This is a genomic window from Algicella marina (assembly GCF_009931615.1).
Lineage (GTDB): Bacteria > Pseudomonadota > Alphaproteobacteria > Rhodobacterales > Rhodobacteraceae > Algicella > Algicella marina.
The window spans coordinates 943,686-960,339 of the sequence record NZ_CP046620.1 but is presented as its reverse complement, the minus strand read 5'-3'; the positions used below and the strand labels follow the sequence as shown (position 1 = coordinate 960,339).

The 16,654-nt window shown below is 61.9% G+C and carries 20 protein-coding genes; 6 read left to right on the top strand and 14 right to left on the bottom strand.

Translation table 11 applies throughout. From position 1 onward, the window contains the following. Positions 1–60: 60 nt before the first annotated feature. The 7 genes from mltG to fabD all read right to left on the bottom strand — a co-directional run bounded on the left by mltG (position 61) and on the right by fabD (position 6,460). Entirely contained in the window at positions 61–1,197 is a 1,137-nt protein-coding gene (gene mltG / locus GO499_RS04745) for an endolytic transglycosylase MltG (protein WP_161861116.1), read from the bottom strand. After that, positions 1,194–2,462, bottom strand: a complete 1,269-nt coding sequence (gene fabF, locus GO499_RS04740) for a beta-ketoacyl-ACP synthase II (protein ID WP_161861115.1) — start codon at positions 2,460–2,462, stop codon at positions 1,194–1,196. Before fabF ends, mltG begins: the two co-directional genes overlap by 4 nt. An 81-nt stretch (positions 2,463–2,543) precedes the next feature. Next, positions 2,544–3,401 (bottom strand): hypothetical protein, encoded by an 858-nt coding sequence (locus GO499_RS04735; RefSeq protein ID WP_161861114.1) that lies wholly within the window; start codon positions 3,399–3,401, stop codon positions 2,544–2,546. Between the two features lie 15 nt (positions 3,402–3,416). After that, positions 3,417–4,193, bottom strand: coding sequence for a hypothetical protein (locus GO499_RS04730; protein WP_161861113.1), 777 nt, complete (start codon positions 4,191–4,193; stop codon positions 3,417–3,419). Between the two features lie 93 nt (positions 4,194–4,286). Then, positions 4,287–4,520: an acyl carrier protein gene (locus tag GO499_RS04725; protein WP_161861112.1), complete on the bottom strand. Its 234-nt coding sequence runs from the start codon at positions 4,518–4,520 to the stop codon at positions 4,287–4,289. A gap of 270 nt (positions 4,521–4,790) precedes the next feature. Further along, positions 4,791–5,525 (bottom strand): 3-oxoacyl-[acyl-carrier-protein] reductase, encoded by a 735-nt coding sequence (fabG, locus tag GO499_RS04720; protein WP_161861111.1) that lies wholly within the window; start codon positions 5,523–5,525, stop codon positions 4,791–4,793. Beyond that, positions 5,522–6,460, bottom strand: coding sequence for an ACP S-malonyltransferase (gene fabD / locus GO499_RS04715; RefSeq protein WP_161861110.1), 939 nt, complete (start codon positions 6,458–6,460; stop codon positions 5,522–5,524). The genes fabG and fabD overlap by 4 nt, the downstream gene beginning before the upstream one ends. Positions 6,461–6,831: 371 nt before the next feature. Between fabD and rpsF the strand changes: the two genes are divergently transcribed. The 4 genes from rpsF (at position 6,832) to GO499_RS04695 (ending at position 9,535) form a co-directional block, all read left to right on the top strand. After that, positions 6,832–7,212 (top strand): 30S ribosomal protein S6, encoded by a 381-nt coding sequence (gene rpsF / locus GO499_RS04710; protein ID WP_161861109.1) that lies wholly within the window; start codon positions 6,832–6,834, stop codon positions 7,210–7,212. Between the two features lie 17 nt (positions 7,213–7,229). Continuing rightward, positions 7,230–7,457, top strand: a complete 228-nt coding sequence (rpsR, locus tag GO499_RS04705) for a 30S ribosomal protein S18 (protein ID WP_161861108.1) — start codon at positions 7,230–7,232, stop codon at positions 7,455–7,457. Between the two features lie 10 nt (positions 7,458–7,467). Then, positions 7,468–8,100: a 50S ribosomal protein L9 gene (gene rplI, locus GO499_RS04700; RefSeq protein WP_161861107.1), complete on the top strand. Its 633-nt coding sequence runs from the start codon at positions 7,468–7,470 to the stop codon at positions 8,098–8,100. Between the two features lie 169 nt (positions 8,101–8,269). After that, positions 8,270–9,535: a TAXI family TRAP transporter solute-binding subunit gene (locus GO499_RS04695; protein WP_161861106.1), complete on the top strand. Its 1,266-nt coding sequence runs from the start codon at positions 8,270–8,272 to the stop codon at positions 9,533–9,535. A gap of 9 nt (positions 9,536–9,544) precedes the next feature. On the opposite strand, the gene GO499_RS04690 is transcribed toward GO499_RS04695, so the two are convergent. Beyond that, complete coding sequence (locus GO499_RS04690; RefSeq protein ID WP_161861105.1) at positions 9,545–10,111, bottom strand: TetR/AcrR family transcriptional regulator; 567 nt, start codon at positions 10,109–10,111, stop codon at positions 9,545–9,547. A gap of 73 nt (positions 10,112–10,184) precedes the next feature. Between GO499_RS04690 and GO499_RS04685 the strand changes: the two genes are divergently transcribed. Beyond that, positions 10,185–10,592 carry a RidA family protein gene (locus GO499_RS04685; RefSeq protein ID WP_161861104.1) on the top strand — a complete coding sequence of 136 codons (408 nt, stop codon included), beginning with the start codon at positions 10,185–10,187 and terminating at the stop codon, positions 10,590–10,592. A gap of 106 nt (positions 10,593–10,698) precedes the next feature. On the opposite strand, the gene GO499_RS04680 is transcribed toward GO499_RS04685, so the two are convergent. From GO499_RS04680 to GO499_RS04655, 6 genes are all read right to left on the bottom strand, one after another. Beyond that, positions 10,699–11,259, bottom strand: coding sequence for a peptidylprolyl isomerase (locus GO499_RS04680; RefSeq protein ID WP_161861103.1), 561 nt, complete (start codon positions 11,257–11,259; stop codon positions 10,699–10,701). Further along, positions 11,256–11,768, bottom strand: coding sequence for a peptidylprolyl isomerase (locus GO499_RS04675; protein ID WP_161861102.1), 513 nt, complete (start codon positions 11,766–11,768; stop codon positions 11,256–11,258). The genes GO499_RS04680 and GO499_RS04675 overlap by 4 nt, the downstream gene beginning before the upstream one ends. A 68-nt stretch (positions 11,769–11,836) precedes the next feature. Next, positions 11,837–12,769: a patatin-like phospholipase family protein gene (locus GO499_RS04670; protein ID WP_161861101.1), complete on the bottom strand. Its 933-nt coding sequence runs from the start codon at positions 12,767–12,769 to the stop codon at positions 11,837–11,839. Positions 12,770–12,823: 54 nt separating this feature from the next. Next, positions 12,824–13,318, bottom strand: coding sequence for a pantetheine-phosphate adenylyltransferase (gene coaD, locus GO499_RS04665; RefSeq protein ID WP_161861100.1), 495 nt, complete (start codon positions 13,316–13,318; stop codon positions 12,824–12,826). A 231-nt stretch (positions 13,319–13,549) separates the two neighbouring features. Next, positions 13,550–13,987: a CBS domain-containing protein gene (locus GO499_RS04660; RefSeq protein ID WP_161861099.1), complete on the bottom strand. Its 438-nt coding sequence runs from the start codon at positions 13,985–13,987 to the stop codon at positions 13,550–13,552. Between the two features lie 10 nt (positions 13,988–13,997). Further along, positions 13,998–14,957 (bottom strand): LysR family transcriptional regulator, encoded by a 960-nt coding sequence (locus GO499_RS04655; RefSeq protein ID WP_161861098.1) that lies wholly within the window; start codon positions 14,955–14,957, stop codon positions 13,998–14,000. A 99-nt stretch (positions 14,958–15,056) separates the two neighbouring features. Between GO499_RS04655 and GO499_RS04650 the strand changes: the two genes are divergently transcribed. Further along, a complete protein-coding gene (locus GO499_RS04650; protein ID WP_161861097.1) occupies positions 15,057–16,556 on the top strand; it encodes a CoA-acylating methylmalonate-semialdehyde dehydrogenase in 1,500 nt (499 codons plus the stop codon). The last annotated feature ends 98 nt before the right edge of the window (positions 16,557–16,654 follow it).

Here is a 16,654-nt window from a genome sequence, read left to right as displayed (position 1 = left end):
AGGCGTTCGCTAAGTCAAATACTTTCGCTCAGGTTGCAAAGCACCGTACGCTGCCCGGCCTCAGTTATCCCGGCTCGCCTCGATTTCGCGCCAGCGCGCCACGTTTTCCTCGTGTTCCACAAGTGTCTGCGCAAAGGCATGGCCGCCCGTTCCGTCTGCCACGAAGAACAGGAAGTCCGTCGTATCGGGTTGGGCCGCCGCTTTGATGGCAAGTTCACCGGGGTTGGCAATCGGCGTCGGAGGCAGGCCCTCGATAATATAGGTGTTGTAGGGCGTCGCCCGGTCGAGTTCGCTCCGTCGCAACCCCCGGCCCAGCGCGCCCTTGCCCTCGGTCAGGCCATAGATCACTGTCGGGTCGGTCTGCAACCGCATCCCACGCTCCAGGCGGTTGGCGAAGACGCTGGCGACGCGGCCGCGTTCCTCCGGCACACCGGTCTCCTTCTCGATGATCGACGCGAGGATAAGCAACTCTTCCGGCGATTCCACAGGCACTGTCAGGTCCCGCCCGGCCCAGGCGTCAGCCACCCTCTGCCGCTGGGCCGCTGCCATTTCCGCCAGCAACTCTTCCCGCGCCTTGCCGTCGCGCACCTCGTAGGTGTTGGGCGCAAGGCTGCCCTCCGCCGGCACTTCGGCGATCTCGCCGGTCAGCAGCGGCACAGCATTCAGTCCCTCCGAGATCTGATAGCTCGTAAGTCCTTCCGGCACCGCCACCCGAAGTGAAATGGATTCGTTGCTTTCCACCAGTTCCGCTGCCCGCACGGCCAGCGCTTCCGGCGCCATCCCGGCGAAATCTTCGCTGCCGATCTGATCCGACAGTCGCACCTCCACACCATCGGCCCGGATCAGGTAAGTCAGGCGATAGCGCGCACCACCGGCTCCGCCCTCGCTGAACAGGGCCGCGATGTCTTTCATCGTCGCTCCGCCCGGCACCGCGTAGACTCCGCGTTTCAACTCATCCGTCAGCCCGTCGTACCGCAATCCGATGCGGAAAATCGAGCTGGATGAAATCACGCCTTCACGCTCCAGCTTCTCGGATGTGCGCCGCCAGTTCGAACCGCTTTCGACCTCGAAAATCACTTCGTCAGTCACCTGCGCCCGGTTGGCATATTCGCTCGCTGCCCATCCCAGATAGCTGAGCACGCAGATCAGCACGGCGATCAGCAAGGTCATTCCGTTGGCGGCAAGATGTCGGGTCATTGGGCGTCACGGACTTTCGCGAAGACAACGGAAGCATTCGTGCCACCGAAGCCGAAGGAATTGGACAGCGCCACGTTGATCTCCCGCTTGCGCGCCGCCTTCGGCGCGAGGTCGATGGGCGTTTCCACGTCAGGATTGTCCAGGTTGAGGGTCGGCGGTGCCACCTGGTCACGGATGGCGAGGATCGAGAAAATCGCCTCAATCGCCCCGGCGGCGCCCAGCAGGTGCCCGGTCGCGGATTTGGTCGAACTCATCGTCACGGTGGCGGCCGCATCACCGAGCAAGCGCTCGACAGCGCCCAGTTCGATCGTATCCGCCATTGTCGAAGTACCGTGGGCATTCACGTAATCTATGTCGCCCGGTGCAATGCCAGCCCGCTTCAGGGCCGCCTGCATGGAGCGATAGCCGCCATCGCCGTCAGAAGCCGGGGCCGTAATGTGGTAAGCATCGCCCGACAGCCCGTAGCCCGTCACTTCCGCATAAATCTTCGCACCCCGCGCCTTGGCATGCTCGTATTCCTCCAGCACCACGACGCCGGACCCTTCGCCCATCACGAAGCCATCCCGGTCCCGGTCATAGGGGCGGGAAGCAGCCTGCGGATCATCGCGCCGCGCCGTCGACAGCGCCTTGCAGGCATTGAACCCGGCGATGCCCAGTTCGGTGATCGGCGCTTCGGCACCGCCCGCCACCATCACATCGGCATCGTCCAGCATGATAAGCCGCGCGGCATCGCCGATCGCATGGGCACCGGTCGAGCATGCCGTCACCACCGCATGGTTCGGCCCCTTGAAGCCATAACGGATGGAAACCTGCCCTGAGCAGAGGTTGATCAGCGCCGCCGGTATGAAGAACGGAGAGATGCGCCGCGGCCCCTTCTCCTTGAGGATCAGCGTATTGTTCGCAATCGTCGTCAGCCCGCCTATTCCGGAACCGATCATGACGCCAGTGCGCTCCTGCGAATGGGTATCCGTCGGCGTCCAGCCGGCATCCTTCACAGCCTGGTCGGCAGCCGCCACCGCGTAGAGGATGAACGGGTCAACCTTGCGCTGCTCCTTGCTGTCCATCCAGTCGTCGGCATTGAAAGTGCCGTCGCTGCCGTCACCCATCGGGATTTCGCAGGCATAGTTGGTCGCCAGATGCTCGGCATCGAACCGCGTGATCGTCCCGGCCCCGGATTGCCCCGCCAGCAACCGCTTCCAGGTTTCTTCCACGCCGCACGCCAGGGGGCTCACCATCCCCAGGCCCGTCACTACCACTCGCCGCATCACGTTGCCCCGTTTGTTTTCTTCCGCAATCCTTTACAGCAGAACGCGGAGGGTGGGCAAGCAGGCACGGCCGGTCACTGCCTATTCGAAGACAGCGGCGACGTCCTCCGTGTCAATTCCCTCCTGCAGGCGACGTAACCGCGCGTACAGGCTGGCACCGAATGCCGCCGGCAGCCCGATGACAACGCCAAGGAAAACTATGGTAGTTACGGCGGTAATGAAGATCCACAGCGCTGGCCAGGCCGCAAGTCCGAGATTTGGCGCCGGGAGGATGGCGTAGCTCACGCCAACGACAAGGCTGACGACAGCCAGCATTGCCAGCATGCCGCACAGCGTCAGCAGCAGTGCCGCCAAAACAGGCCAGCGATACCCATTTGTCAGTTGCGAGGCACGGCTCAATGAGGCCAGACCCGCCCCTTCCGCCACTGCTACGGTGACAAACAGTCCGAACCGCGCGCCAAGATACAGGATCGCCACCATCGGCAGAAGCGCTAGAGGCAGCACCAGTGGCAAAACGATCAGGCTGTTGATCAGCGATGAATCGGCCATGGTCAGGCCCACCACGGCGAAAAGGAAATACAGCCCTACGATCGCAACCCCGATCATGAGGCCGAAGGCGAGAAAAAGGACAAGTAGTATCGGCAGGTAAACCAGGCCGCGCCGAAGGCAGTAGAATATCTGCACTCTCTGTCGGGTCTGACGGCGAAGCGCTGCCATACTGAGCGAGGCCAACACCCAGACGCCCATCAGAAGCGACAAAGCGAACGTCACCAGGCCCATGGCACCGGACGGGCCGATTTCTGCGGCAAACAAAATCGCCTGGATGATACCAAGCAGCAGGTATGGCAGGATCAGAAGCAACAAAAAGATATGGGCGGAGCGGAAAAACAACCCGAAGGTTTCACCCACCACTCCGCCCACATTCAGACGTTCTTTCACGAAACGCAGGTTTCGTTATTCGAAGACCGACACGAGATCCGACATGCCGACACCTTCCTTGAGTTCGCGCAGGCGCGCGTACAGCACCGCCGCGAATACCGCCGTAAGGCCATAGGCCAGCGCGTTGACCACGGATTGGATGACAACGGAAACCACCAGGCTTCCCGTCATGGCCACGACCACCCCGGCAACCATGTTGACGATGATCGAAACGATCACCGTCAGCAGGAACACGACGATGATCGAGCCCAGCACCGGCCAGCGGTATCCCTTGGAAAGCGATGCCGCCCGCGAAAGCCCGCTGAAGCCGGCCCTCTCCACAAGGATCGCCGGCACCAGCACATAGAACATCGCCAGAATATACAGACCCGGCAGGATCAGCAGCAACAGACCCAGCGAGATCAGGATGTAGTACACCAGTCCCAACACCACGATTGGCAGCGCACTCGCCAGCGTACGCGAAATATAGGCGCCGAACTGCGTCGGCCGCCCGAGGCTCACATCATAGGCCGCCAGCGTCGATACGCCGATCACCAGCAGGTAGACGACAAGGGACAGGATCGTCACGATCGCGAAAGCCGTCGTCGGGAAGGTGAAATTCGGATCAATCGCACCGGTCGAGCCGAAGCCCATCAGGTCCGGCATCAGCGCCAGCGAAACCAGGCCGACGACAAGTGTCGGCACGAAAGCGATGGCCATGAACAGCAGCACGTGCCTGAAGAATACAGAGAATGTCCTCGAAATCAGTGCGCCGACGCCCAGTGGCTCGGAATGTTCATAGGTATCAGACATCGTTCCTCCCGATGATATGCTAGCTTTGGTGTTCGGTCACGAAAAAGGCGCCCCGAAAGAACGGAGCGCCTTGATAAGCAACCGATGCGAACTTCAGGCCGCTTCGGAGATGAACTTCACGGCATCGCCGAACGTCTGAATCGTCTCGGCCGCGTCATCCGGGATCTCGATGCCGAATTCCTCTTCGAATGCCATCACCAGTTCCACGGTGTCGAGGCTGTCAGCGCCCAGATCGTCGATGAAGGAAGCACTTTCGACAACTTTGGCTTCTTCCACGTTCAGGTGCTCGACCACGATCTTTTTCACACGATCTGCGACGTCGCTCATATTGATGTCCTCACACTTTAGCCACTTGTCCCGGGCTCTTTAGGTTCTCCCCGCAACCGATGATGCCGGTGCCGGGGTCTTGATAATTCGTTCGCACAACTACCTCTAAACAGGTCACCGGCGATCACCGGGGCGCTATATCATACTCACTGATATTGGCAAACGCTAACTGATTGCAATCCATATCACACTGCGACACTGCGGGATTACTCATCCGAAACTGTATCGCAACTGTAGAAATGGGATGCAGTTTCGCCTGCGCAAGGCCCTTCAGATCATCGCCATGCCACCGTTCACATGCAGGGTCTGTCCGGTGACGTAACCGGCATTCTCGGACGCCAGGTACAGAACCGCCCCCGCGATCTCCTCCGATGTGCCCATCCGACCGGCGGGAATGGCGGCCATAATCCGTTCTTTCTGGTCGTCGTTCAACGCATCGGTCATCGCCGTGGCAATGAAACCGGGTGCGACGCAATTCACCGTAACACCCCGGCTCGCCACTTCCTGGGCGATGCTCTTGGTCATGCCGATCACGCCCGCCTTGGCTGCCGCATAGTTCGCCTGCCCCGGGTTGCCGGTGACGCCGACAATGGACGAGATGTTGATGATCCGCCCCCAGCGCGCCTTCATCATCCCGCGCATCACCGCGCGCGAAAGCCGCATGGTCGACGTCAGGTTCACCTCCAGCACATCCGCCCATTCATCGTCTGACATGCGCATGAACAGGTTGTCCTTCGTCATCCCGGCGTTGTTGACGAGAATGTCCAAGCTGCCCATCGCCGCCGCCGCATCCTTGGGCAACGCCGCAACCGCCTCGGCGTCGGACAGGTTGCAGGGCATCACGAACGCGCCCTCGCCCAGTTCCGCAGCCAGATCTTCCAGCGGGCCAGTGCGCGTCCCCGACAGCGCCACCTTGGCTCCGGCACCATGCAGTGCCTTGGCAATCGCGCCGCCGATGCCACCTGATGCGCCGGTTACCAGCGCCGCCTTGCCTTCCAAACTCATGCCGTTCCTCCTGCGAACGCTCTCGCCTGCTCGGCCGTGCCCACCGCATGGGTCACGGCCTCCTTCTCGATCCGGCGGATCATCCCGCTCAGCGCCTTGCCGGCGCCGACCTCGACGAACTCCGTCACCCCTTTGGCCGCCATCCAGGCAACACTCTCGCGCCAGCGGACGGCACCGGTCACCTGGTCGACCAGCAGATTGCGAATGACCATCGCGTCGCTGACTGCATGGGCACAGACATTCTGCACCACCGGCACCTTCGGATCTTCGATATCGACATGGGACAACGCTTCGGCCATCACATCGGCGGCCGGCTGCATCAGGCGGCAGTGAAACGGCGCGCTCACCGGCAACAGCATCGCCCGCTTGGCGCCCTTCGGCTTTGCCAGTTCGACCGCCCGCTCCACCGCAGCCTTCGACCCGGAAATCACCACTTGGCCGGGGTCGTTGTCATTGGCGGCCTGCAGGCATTGCCCGCCCGCCGCCTCCGCCACCAGTTCGCGGACCCCGGCAAGGTCGAGCCCCAGCACGGCGGCCATTGCGCCCTCGCCCACCGGCACCGCTGCCTGCATCGCCAGGCCCCGGGCTCGCAGCAGGCGTGCAGTATCCGCCAGCGAAAGCGCACCGGCGGCACACAGTGCCGAATATTCACCCAGCGAATGGCCAGCCACGAATGCGGCACTCTCCACATGCACGCCCTCGGCTGCCAGTGCTGCCATCGCGGCAATCGAGGTCGCCATCAACGCCGGCTGCGCATTGGCGGTCAGCGTCAGCGTTTCCGTGTCGCCGTCCCAGATCAGGGCTGAGAGCTTTTCGCCGAGAGCCTCGTCAACCTCCTCGAACACGGCCCGCGCGGCTGGATAGGCCTCCGCCAGGTCACGCCCCATCCCGATGGTCTGGGCTCCCTGCCCCGGAAACACGAATGCTCGGCTCATCTGCATCTCTCCCTGTCAGTTTGCGCCGGGTTTAACGATTGCACACCGGTGCGTCCAGCCGGAAGCCACCCGCCGACCGCAAGCGCTCATCAGGGCGGCCCTTATAGCACAACCTCGCGATCGGCTTGCGGGCACCTGCCGCACTCCTTCTTCCTCGCCAGATTTACGTTGTTCCAATCCCGCAATGAGGTCCGGCATTCGCCCATACCAAAACCATACGCAAACCATACCAAACCCAGCTCTTGCCATCCTTCGCGAAACCCGTATAAAGCCCACTCTTTCCGCATCTCTTCAAATCCCGCGATGCCCCTCGGATGCCGGGCGGAAAGAGCAAGCCGGCATGGTGAAGCACGCTTGAAAATGGTGATCTCATGGCGCTCTACGAGCACGTGTTTATCGCGCGTCAGGACCTTTCCAACGCGCAGGCCGAAGGTCTGATCGAACACTTCGGCACAGTCCTCTCGGACAACGGCGGCAAGGTCGTCGATACCGAGTACTGGGGCCTCAAGACAATGGCCTACAAGATCAACAAGAACCGCAAGGGCCATTACGCCTTCGTCAAATCCGACAGCCCGGCGCCTGCCGTGCAGGAAATGGAACGCCTGATGCGTCTCCATGACGACGTCATGCGCGTGATGACCATCAAGGTCGAAAAGCACGAGGAAGGCCCGTCCGCCGTCGTCCAGGCGAAGAACGCCAAGGATGAGCGCGGCTCGCGCGGCCCCCGTCGCGACGACCGTCCGCGGAACTGAGAAAGGGATCACAAGTCATGGCAAACAAACCGTTTTTCCGCCGTCGCAAGTCCTGCCCCTTCTCGGGCGACAATGCACCGACGATCGACTACAAGGATGTCAAACTCCTTCAGCGCTACATTTCGGAGCGTGGCAAGATCGTCCCCAGCCGCATCACCGCCGTATCGGCAAAGAAGCAGCGTGAACTGGCCCGCGCGATCAAGCGCGCCCGCTTCCTCGCCCTTCTGCCCTATGTCGTGAAGTAAGGAGAGACCAATGGAAGTCGTACTTCTCGAACGTGTCGCCAAGCTCGGCCAGATGGGCGAAGTGGTGAACGTCAAACAGGGCTACGCCCGCAACTTTCTCCTGCCGCAGGGCAAGGCACTCCGCGCAACCGAAGCCAACATGGCCCGGTTCGAAGCCGAGAAAGCTCAGCTCGAGGCGCGCAACCTCGAAACCAAGAAGGAAGCCGACGCACTGGCGACCAAGCTCGGCGGCCAGCAGTTCATCGTGATTCGCTCCGCCTCCGACGCCGGTGCCCTCTACGGTTCGGTCACGCCCCGCGACATCGCGGATGCGGCCACCGCGGAAGGTTTCTCCGTCGACAAGAAGCAGATCATCCTGCCGAACCCGATCAAGGAACTTGGTCTGCACGGTGTGGAGATTACACTCCACCCCGAGGTAGAGGTCGAAATCACGATCAACGTCGCCCGCTCGCAGGAAGAGGCCGAACTTCAGGCCTCCGGCAAGACCATTCAGGAACTCCAGGCCGAGGCCGACGCCGAAGCGGAATTCGACATCGCCGAACTCTTTGACGAGGTCGGTGCCGCCGCACTCGACGAGGACGACGATCTGGTTACGCCGGCCAACGAGTCCGACAACGAAGACGAGGGCGAAGAAGAAGCCTGAGGCTACTTCATCCCGGATACATCCCGAACGGGCGGCAGGTCACTGCCGCCCGTTTTCGTTGAAAGCCCGCTTACCTCAAGGGCAACACGAACAGGCTTTCTCAGCCCCAACGCTTGCCGAAGCATCATACGCACCTAGGATAAGACCCATATAGCCACGAAAGGGCGTCATGCGGGTCTTTTTCAGTATTCTTTCCGTCATGATTGCCGTTGCGCTGATCTGGTTCATCGCCCGTGACCTTCTGCCTCCGAGCAGCGCGCGTTTCGCCGCCGGCCCGCCGGAAGGCGGCTACGCCCGCATCGCGCGCCAATACCGCGAAATCCTCGCCGAAGATGGCATCGACCTCATCATCCTCGACAGCGAAGGATCAGTGGAGAATGCAAGGATGCTGGATGACGGCCGCGCCGACATTGCTTTGCTGCAAGGCGGCATCCCGACCGTTCCGGAATCGGAGGCGATTGCCGCGATCTTCTACGAACCGCTCTTTGTTTTCGTCCGAGCCGACGCTGACATCCCCGCCAACCCGGGAGAATGGGGCAACCTTTCCATCGCCATAGGCAGCGAAGGTTCCGGCACCCGCGCCGCCGCAGAGACCTTCTTCGCCGCTGCCGATCTCGGGCCGGAGGACGTGTTCCGCGATCCACGCGGCGGCAGCGCCGCTGCCACAGCCCTGCTCGGCGGCGACATCGACGTCGCCCTCTTCGTCGCCCCGCTCACTGCGCCGTATCTGGAGCCACTGTTCGCGTCCCCGCAAACCCGGCTGCTGGCCCTGCGCCACACGCCGGCAATTTCCCACAGCCTGCCACAATCCCGGGTTGCCACCCTGAACGCCGGCTCCATCAGCCTGTCGCCGACGGTGCCGCCTCGCGACATCGACCTCATCGTCATGGTCGCCCGCCTCAGCGCCCGCGATACCCTCCACCCCGCGCTGGTCGACCGCCTTGTCGAGGCCGCCCGCCGCATCCATTACGGGCGCGACGCCCTGACCGAACTTAACAAGTTTCCTTCATCAGAGGGCCTGCCCGCTCCGGCGGACATCTATGCCCGTGATTTGCTCAACAACGGCACCAGCACCCTACAGCAATACCTTCCCTACTGGGTCACCGCCCAGATCAATCGCGTATTGATCCTGCTCCTGCCACTCCTGTTTTTGCTGATCCCGCTCTTTCGCATTCTGCCTGGCCTCTACCGCTGGCGGATGCGTTCGCGCGTCTGGCGCCACTACTCGGAAATCCGGCGCATAGACGCTCAGGCTCGGCAGGACGCCGACCGAAAGGATCTCGAAACGCTGGACGAAAAACTGGAGGCGCTGGATTGGGAACTGGCCAATCTCGACCTGCCCCTCGCGTTCCGCGATTATGCCTACACCGCCAGACTGCACATCGACATGATCCGCAAGCGTATCCGCGACAAGCTGGTTGGAATGATCACCTGACAACCGCCCTCACAGCACCGAGCGAAACACGGCGGCCACCTGTTCGGCCGTCGGTTTTGGCCCCTGTCCCGTTGCATGCATCAGCCCGATTCCGTCAATAAGCCCCGCACAGGTCGCAATCGGGACATCATGGCGCCCGTCGGTGATCAACTGCAGAAAGAAGGCGATCGGGCGCCGTGCTGCCGCCGTCAGTTCGGCACTGACGCCAGCCAGTTCCGGCAGTCTCGACGCTGCCAGTGTCAGTTCGATGCGGGCCAGAAACAGGTGACGGTGGACCTCGGCGTAGGCAACCACCTCGTCGGCCACGAAGGACACGCCCGCCTCCATGCCCTCCCGGGCCACGATATCCGCGAAGCCAACCTGCAACTCGTCGCAGTCCTTTTCCAGAAGACCGACCAGACGCGCAGAGACAGCCACCAGCAGATCAGCTTTCCGGGGGAAATAGTAGGTGCAGGAGCCTTGCGGCAAACCGGACACCTGATCGACCGCCCGATGCGTCACCCCGGCCAAACCACGCTCCGCCAGCACCGAAATGACACCGTCAAGTATCACATCCCGTCGGTTCAACTCCGTCATTGACAGCCTTCCTCTACGTTTGCAGAGTTACTCACTTCAAAAATACACCATTCCAATACATCACAGGTTCCTCATGCCACAGCCTATCATCCGTTTGAACCCTGCCGGCCTCCCCGATGCTTCCCAAATTGGCTATTCCCAGATTTCGATCACCGCTCCGGGCCGCACGGCCTATATCTCGGGCCAGGTCGCCATACCGGCCGACGGAGGCCCCGTACCGGGTGATCTGGCTTCTCAGATGGAAATTGTCGGCGCCAATGCCCACACAGCGCTCACGGCCATCGGCGCCTCCGTGGCCGACATTGCCATGGTCCGCCTTTATGTCGTCGACCTCACACCTGATCGGCTGGAAGCGGCGATGCCTGCCTTCCTCGCCGCCTTCAACGGTGTCCAACCCAGCCTTACAGGCATCGGCGTGTCAGCCCTCGCTGCGCCGGACTACCAAGTGGAAATGGAAATGATTGTCCACATGCCTGATTGACCCTTCCACCTGTTATCTGACAGTCGGCGGAAATTGAGGACATCAGCAAAAAACAAAAGCGCGCCAAGGACATGGCGCGCTTTTTTCATTCATACTGAAGGTCGGATCAGCCGTCAGCCTTGATCCGCACATTGGTCATGTAATCCGGCTCCCGCGGCGGCTCGCCCCTGGTTATGGCGTCTACCACGTCCTGTCCTTCGATCACCCGTCCGAACACGGTATACTGACCGTTCAGAAAATGCCCGTTCTCGAACATGATGAAGAACTGGCTATTGGCGGAGTTCGGGTTCTGGGACCGCGCCATGCCAACGACACCGCGGTCGAACGGCGTGGCGGTAAACTCCGCCGGCACGTCCGGATAGTCGGAACCACCGGTGCCGGCACGGCCATTGCCATAGGCATCGCGCGTGCCGAACTCAACGTCACCGGTTTGCGCCATGAAACCTTCGATAACGCGATGAAAGGCAACGCCATCGTAGGCACCTTCGCGGACCAGGGTCTTGATCCGCTCCACATGCAACGGCGCAAGGTCCGGCAGAAGTTCGATGGCAATAGTGCCGCTGGCACCACCCTCGACATCGATCAGCATGACGTTCTCCGCATCCTGCGCCCATGCAGCAGCCGCGAAGAGAGAGGCCGCAAGACCCAGAAAAACGCGGCGGATCATGCCGCCACATCCGCGGCGATGCGCACCGTAACCATCCGGTCCGGGTTGCGCGGCGGTTCGCCCTTCTCGATGTTGTCGACGAATTCCATTCCGCTGAGAACCCGGCCAAAAACCGTGTACTGGCCGTTCAGGAAATGCCCTTCGTCGAACATGATGAAGAACTGGCTGTTACCGGAATTGGGGTTTGAGGAACGCGCCATCCCCAACACGCCCCGGTCGAACGGCAGCTTGCTGAATTCGGCCGGCAGATCCGGCAGGTCGCTGCCACCGGTTCCCGCCCGTCCCGGATTGTAGTCCTTTTCCATGTTGGCGTTCTCGACATCGCCAGTCTGCGCCATGAACCCCGGAATCACCCGGTGGAAGGCGACGTTGTCGTATTTGCCATCACGCGCCAGCGTCTTGATCCGCTCCACGTGTTTCGGCGCCACGTCCGGCAGCAACTCCAGCACCACTTCACCGTCCTTCAGAGTGATGATGATGGAGTTTTCGGGGTCTTTGATCTCGGCCATAGGGCCCTCCTCTTTGGTTTGCCCGGAACTTATCGACACCGCGGAGGAAGGGAAAGCCATCGACGCGATTATTCGGTGGCAGGCGCCCCCGGCGGTGTATGTGTCAGCGCCAACAGGCGGCTTTCCGCTGCCTTCACCGCCGCCTCGCCCGCCGCAATGGCCGCGCTGCCCTTGTGAAAATCCATGATGCCGATTTCGGACAGCGATGGCGTAAGCACGATGCTCGGGGGGTCCGCCGCCAGCCGAACCCGCGTCACGAAACCCTGCATGCTGAATATTGCATCGCCCAGTACGTCGATGGAACCGGGCCGCTTGGGAAGCGCGGCTTCCCTGCCCTTTCCACCCGACAGCCAGTTCAGCCAGCTTGAGCCGACGTCCGGCGCATCTTCCTCGGTCGTCGCCAGTTCGACGACGGCCCTGGCCTCACGCGCCGCGTCGCCGGAGGTGTTGACCGCGATGATCACTTCCGCCCCAAGGGCCCGGCACAGCGCAACCGGCAGCGGGTTGGACACCGCTCCGTCCAACATCCACCGTCCCCGCAACCAGACTGGCGTCAGCAGCCCCGGCAGCGCAATTGAGGCCCGAACCGCATCGACTATCGAGCCGGAGGTGAACCACACCTCGTTACCCTGACCATAGGCTGTAGCCACCGCACCGAAACGCAACCGCGCCTCCTCGATGCGGATATCGCCGATCTTGTCGCGCATGAAATCGAGGATCCACTTGCCCTCGATCATGCCGCCGCGCGACAGACTTACATCGAGAAAGCGCAGCATCCCACGCTGTGTCATGCCGGCCGCCAGGTCCTCCAGCACGCCAAGGCGCCCCGTAGCGTAGGACGCACCAACCAATGCGCCGCTCGACGCACCGCTAACGGCATGGATCTTGATTCCCAGCCTGTCCAGCGCCTTCAACACGCCGATATGGCTCCAGCCGCGGGCGACGCCAGCCCCGAGAACCACACCTATCCGCGGCGGTCGATGTTCATGCTGGGGGTCCAAGGTTCAGGCTCCGTCACTTGCTCACCGCCATACAGGCAGCGCTCGTTGGCGTTTTCAACCCCGGAGTTTCTGCGCAAGTGCCGCGGCAACGGGCTTCGGCACGAAAGGCGTGATATCACCACCCAGTCGCGCGATTTCCTTGACCAGTCGCGAGGCAATGGCCTGATGATGCGCGTCTGCCATCAGGAAAACCGTTTCCACGTCATCGCGCATTGCGCGGTTCATGCCGACCATCTGAAACTCGTACTCGAAATCGGAAACGGCCCGCAGTCCCCTCACGATAATCGATGCTCCCACATCCACCGCGCAGTCGATCAACAGGTTTTCGAAAGGATGCGCCACGATCTCGGTGCCCGTGGCCTTGGCAATCGGGCCACACTCGGCCTCGATCATCGCCACCCTCTCCTCCAGCGTGAACATGGGCCCCTTGTCGCGATTGATCGCTACCCCGATCACCAGCCTGTCAACCAACATGCAGGCCCGGCGCACGATGTCAGTATGGCCAAGCGTCACCGGATCGAATGTTCCGGGATAGAGCCCGATGCGCATGCCATTTCTCCCTGCAAAACTTTTTTGCAACGCAACAATATTACCGAAGCACCGTCAAGCCCAACACGGTTCTACCGCGCGGTTCATCTGAAATGTGGCAACACCTTCGCACGTCTTCCGCTACGGAGGCGGTAGCAAGCGGCAGACCAAGCGAAAATATCAGCAATAACGAGGACCGGGGCACCGCCTCTCGTCGCAATCACCAGCCATCTACGGCGAGGCCGCTGTTTTTCAGCCGTGGCCGACGATCATGTCCGTCAGGTTCTGGTTCTCGTGCTCGATTTCCTTGATGCGGAACGCCACCACATCGCCGATCGAGATCACACCGATAAGGTTGCCGTCTTCCATGACCGGCAGGTGCCGAAAACGCCCTTCCGTCATCTTGGACAACGCCTGAACCGTCACGTCATCCGGCTTCGCGGTTACAACCTTGGCAGTCATCAGTGCCGATACGGGATCGTCGAGGCATTCGGTTCCGCGCTTGCCCAGTTCGCGCACGATGTCACGCTCGGACAGCATCCCATCCAGCGAAGCACCGTCCTTGGAGACAATCAACGCGCCGATGCGGTTTTCGGAAAGCACCCGCGCTGCCTCGGAAACCGACGCATCGGGCTTGATCGTCAAAATGTCATGCGCAGCCTTGGAGCTCAGAATATGGCGAACAGTCATTCGCGCCTCCTCAATGATAGCGATCTATCCCGTCAGCGTCCCCCTCGTCACCTGTCCTGTCAAGAGAGACGGGGCCATCCGATACCAAAGCCTCAAGTCGCGCGACTTCCCGCCGAACCCCGACAGCCAGCTTGTCGGCAAACAGTCGCAACCGCTCCACCCGCCGGTCATCGGCATGGCGGATCAGGAAAAACTGGCGCGTCAGTTCGAAGGCTTCGGGCAGAATGCGCCGAACCTCCGGCGCGAATGGCAACGCGAATCCATGCACGATTCCCAAACCTGCCCCCGTACGTATCCATGCCAGCTGCACCGGTACGGAGTTCGAGGCCAGCACCACCCGCTCGGTGCCCAACTCACCCTGATAGTCCAGTGCCCGATCATGGATCATGTCCGGGATATAGCCCACGATCCTGTGCTTCGGCAGGTCCGAAAGGCGTGACGGCCCCCCGTGCTGCGCGATGTAGGTCTCCGACGCGCCCAACCACAGCCGATAGGCCGCCAGTTTCTGCACCGTCAACCGACCCGCCGTCGGTGGCGACACGGCAATCGCCATGTCCGCCTCCCTCTTCGACAGGTTGAACACCCGAGGCAGCGCCACGAGTTGCACATCCAGTTCCGGGTTCTCGGCCACGATCTGCGCCACGACCTGTGGCAGGATATAGGTCGCACACCCATCCGGCGCCCCAAGTCGGATCGTGCCGGACAACACCCGCTCAGGCTCCTGCGCCTCGGCCAGCGCCCCCTGCACGCCCCTTTCCACCGTTTCCGCTTCACCCAGCAGCCGCTGGCCTGTCTCCGTGAGGCCATAGCCCTGCGGCGACTTGGTGAACAACCGTGCGCCAAGCGCCGTCTCCAGCCGCTGCACCCGGCGCCCCACTGTCGCCGGGTCGAGCCGCAGGCGCTTGCCGGCACCTGTCAGGCTTTCCGCCCGAGCCACGGCCAGAAATACTCGCAGATCGTCCCAGTCCATCGGCTCATCCTTGCATTTTTGCAAAACACTTTTGGCAATCTGCCTCTTTTACCGGGAAAACTGCAAGACTATAACGCCCTCAAACAAAGGGAGACAGCCATGCAAGACCTTACCCATTTCATCGACGGCAAACACGTCAAGGGCACATCCGGTCGCTTCGCCGATGTCTATAACCCCGCCACCGGCGAGGTTCAGTCCCGTGTGCCCCTCGCCTCGAAAGCCGAACTCGATGCCGCCGTCGCCTCGGCTGCGGCCGCCCAGACCGCCTGGGCTGCCACCAACCCGCAGCGCCGCGCCCGCGTGTTGATGAAGTTCGTCGATCTTCTTCACCGCGACATGGACAAACTGGCCGAGGCCCTTTCCAGGGAACACGGCAAGACCTTGCCCGACGCCAAGGGCGATGTCATCCGCGGCCTCGAAGTGGCGGAGTTCTGCATCGGCGCCCCACATCTCCTGAAGGGAGAGTTCACCGATGGCGCCGGTCCCGGCATTGACATGTTCTCCATGCGTCAGCCCCTCGGCGTCGCTGCCGGCATCACCCCGTTCAACTTCCCGGCCATGATTCCGATGTGGAAGTTCTGCCCGGCCATCGCTTGCGGCAATGCCTTCATTCTCAAACCGTCGGAACGCGATCCTTCCGTGCCGCTGATGCTTGCCGAACTGATGCAGGAGGCCGGCCTGCCCGACGGCGTTCTTCAGGTCGTCAACGGTGACAAGGAAGTCGTAGACGCCATTCTCGACAACGAAACCGTTGCCGCGGTCGGTTTCGTCGGCTCCACACCCATCGCCGAATACATCTACGGGCGCGGCTGTTCCAACGGCAAGCGCGTCCAGTGCTTCGGCGGCGCGAAGAACCACATGATCATCATGCCCGACGCGGACATGGATCAGGCCGCCGATGCCCTCATCGGTGCCGGTTTCGGCGCGGCGGGTGAGCGCTGCATGGCCATTTCCGTCGCCGTACCCGTGGGCGAGGAAACCGCCGATCGCCTGATCGAGAAACTGACACCGCGCGTCGAAGCTCTCAAGATCGGACCCTTCACCGCCGGCGACGATGTCGATTTCGGCCCGCTTGTCACCGCCGACGCCAAGCGTCGTGTTCTCGGCCTTGTAGACAAGGGGGTAGAGGAAGGCGCAAAACTGGTGGTCGATGGGCGAGGGTTCAGCATGCAGGGCTACGAGGAAGGCTTTTTCGTCGGCGCCTGCCTTTTCGACAACGTCACTCGCGACATGGAAATCTACAAGCAGGAGATCTTCGGCCCCGTCCTCTCCACCGTCCGCGCCAATACCTATGAGGAAGCGCTTGGCCTGGCGATGGACCACGAGTACGGCAATGGCACCGCCATCTTCACCCGCGACGGCGATACCGCCCGTGATTTCGCCAACCGCATCAACATCGGTATGGTCGGCGTCAACGTTCCGATCCCGGTGCCGCTCGCCTACCACACGTTCGGCGGCTGGAAAAAATCCGCCTTCGGTGATCTCAACCAGCACGGCCCTGATGCCTTCCGCTTCTACACCCGTACGAAAACGGTCACCGCCCGCTGGCCGTCCGGCACCAAGGAAGGCGCCGAGTTCTCGATCCCGACGATGGGCTGAGGCTCAATTCTGCCTCGCTTGCCCCTGCTTTCCGGCGGCTTCCGTCGCCGGAAAGACAGATTTGGCTCCGCACCACGTGCAATTTCCGCTGAACAGAC

Coding starts and splice junctions, on each gene's coding strand:
- GO499_RS04655 (WP_161861098.1), bottom strand. CDS start 14,957: ATGGACTGGGACGATCTGCGAGTATTTCTGGCCGTGGCTCGGGCGGAA.
- GO499_RS04680 (WP_161861103.1), bottom strand. CDS start 11,259: ATGATCCGCCGCGTTTTTCTGGGTCTTGCGGCCTCTCTCTTCGCGGCT.
- GO499_RS04730 (WP_161861113.1), bottom strand. CDS start 4,193: ATGTCTGATACCTATGAACATTCCGAGCCACTGGGCGTCGGCGCACTG.
- GO499_RS04685 (WP_161861104.1), top strand. CDS start 10,185: ATGCCACAGCCTATCATCCGTTTGAACCCTGCCGGCCTCCCCGATGCT.
- GO499_RS04690 (WP_161861105.1), bottom strand. CDS start 10,111: ATGACGGAGTTGAACCGACGGGATGTGATACTTGACGGTGTCATTTCG.
- GO499_RS04660 (WP_161861099.1), bottom strand. CDS start 13,987: ATGACTGTTCGCCATATTCTGAGCTCCAAGGCTGCGCATGACATTTTG.
- fabG (WP_161861111.1), bottom strand. CDS start 5,525: ATGAGTTTGGAAGGCAAGGCGGCGCTGGTAACCGGCGCATCAGGTGGC.
- fabF (WP_161861115.1), bottom strand. CDS start 2,462: ATGCGGCGAGTGGTAGTGACGGGCCTGGGGATGGTGAGCCCCCTGGCG.
- rpsF (WP_161861109.1), top strand. CDS start 6,832: ATGGCGCTCTACGAGCACGTGTTTATCGCGCGTCAGGACCTTTCCAAC.
- fabD (WP_161861110.1), bottom strand. CDS start 6,460: ATGAGCCGAGCATTCGTGTTTCCGGGGCAGGGAGCCCAGACCATCGGG.
- GO499_RS04650 (WP_161861097.1), top strand. CDS start 15,057: ATGCAAGACCTTACCCATTTCATCGACGGCAAACACGTCAAGGGCACA.
- coaD (WP_161861100.1), bottom strand. CDS start 13,318: ATGCGCATCGGGCTCTATCCCGGAACATTCGATCCGGTGACGCTTGGC.
- mltG (WP_161861116.1), bottom strand. CDS start 1,197: ATGACCCGACATCTTGCCGCCAACGGAATGACCTTGCTGATCGCCGTG.
- rpsR (WP_161861108.1), top strand. CDS start 7,230: ATGGCAAACAAACCGTTTTTCCGCCGTCGCAAGTCCTGCCCCTTCTCG.
- GO499_RS04695 (WP_161861106.1), top strand. CDS start 8,270: ATGCGGGTCTTTTTCAGTATTCTTTCCGTCATGATTGCCGTTGCGCTG.
- rplI (WP_161861107.1), top strand. CDS start 7,468: ATGGAAGTCGTACTTCTCGAACGTGTCGCCAAGCTCGGCCAGATGGGC.
- GO499_RS04675 (WP_161861102.1), bottom strand. CDS start 11,768: ATGGCCGAGATCAAAGACCCCGAAAACTCCATCATCATCACTCTGAAG.
- GO499_RS04725 (WP_161861112.1), bottom strand. CDS start 4,520: ATGAGCGACGTCGCAGATCGTGTGAAAAAGATCGTGGTCGAGCACCTG.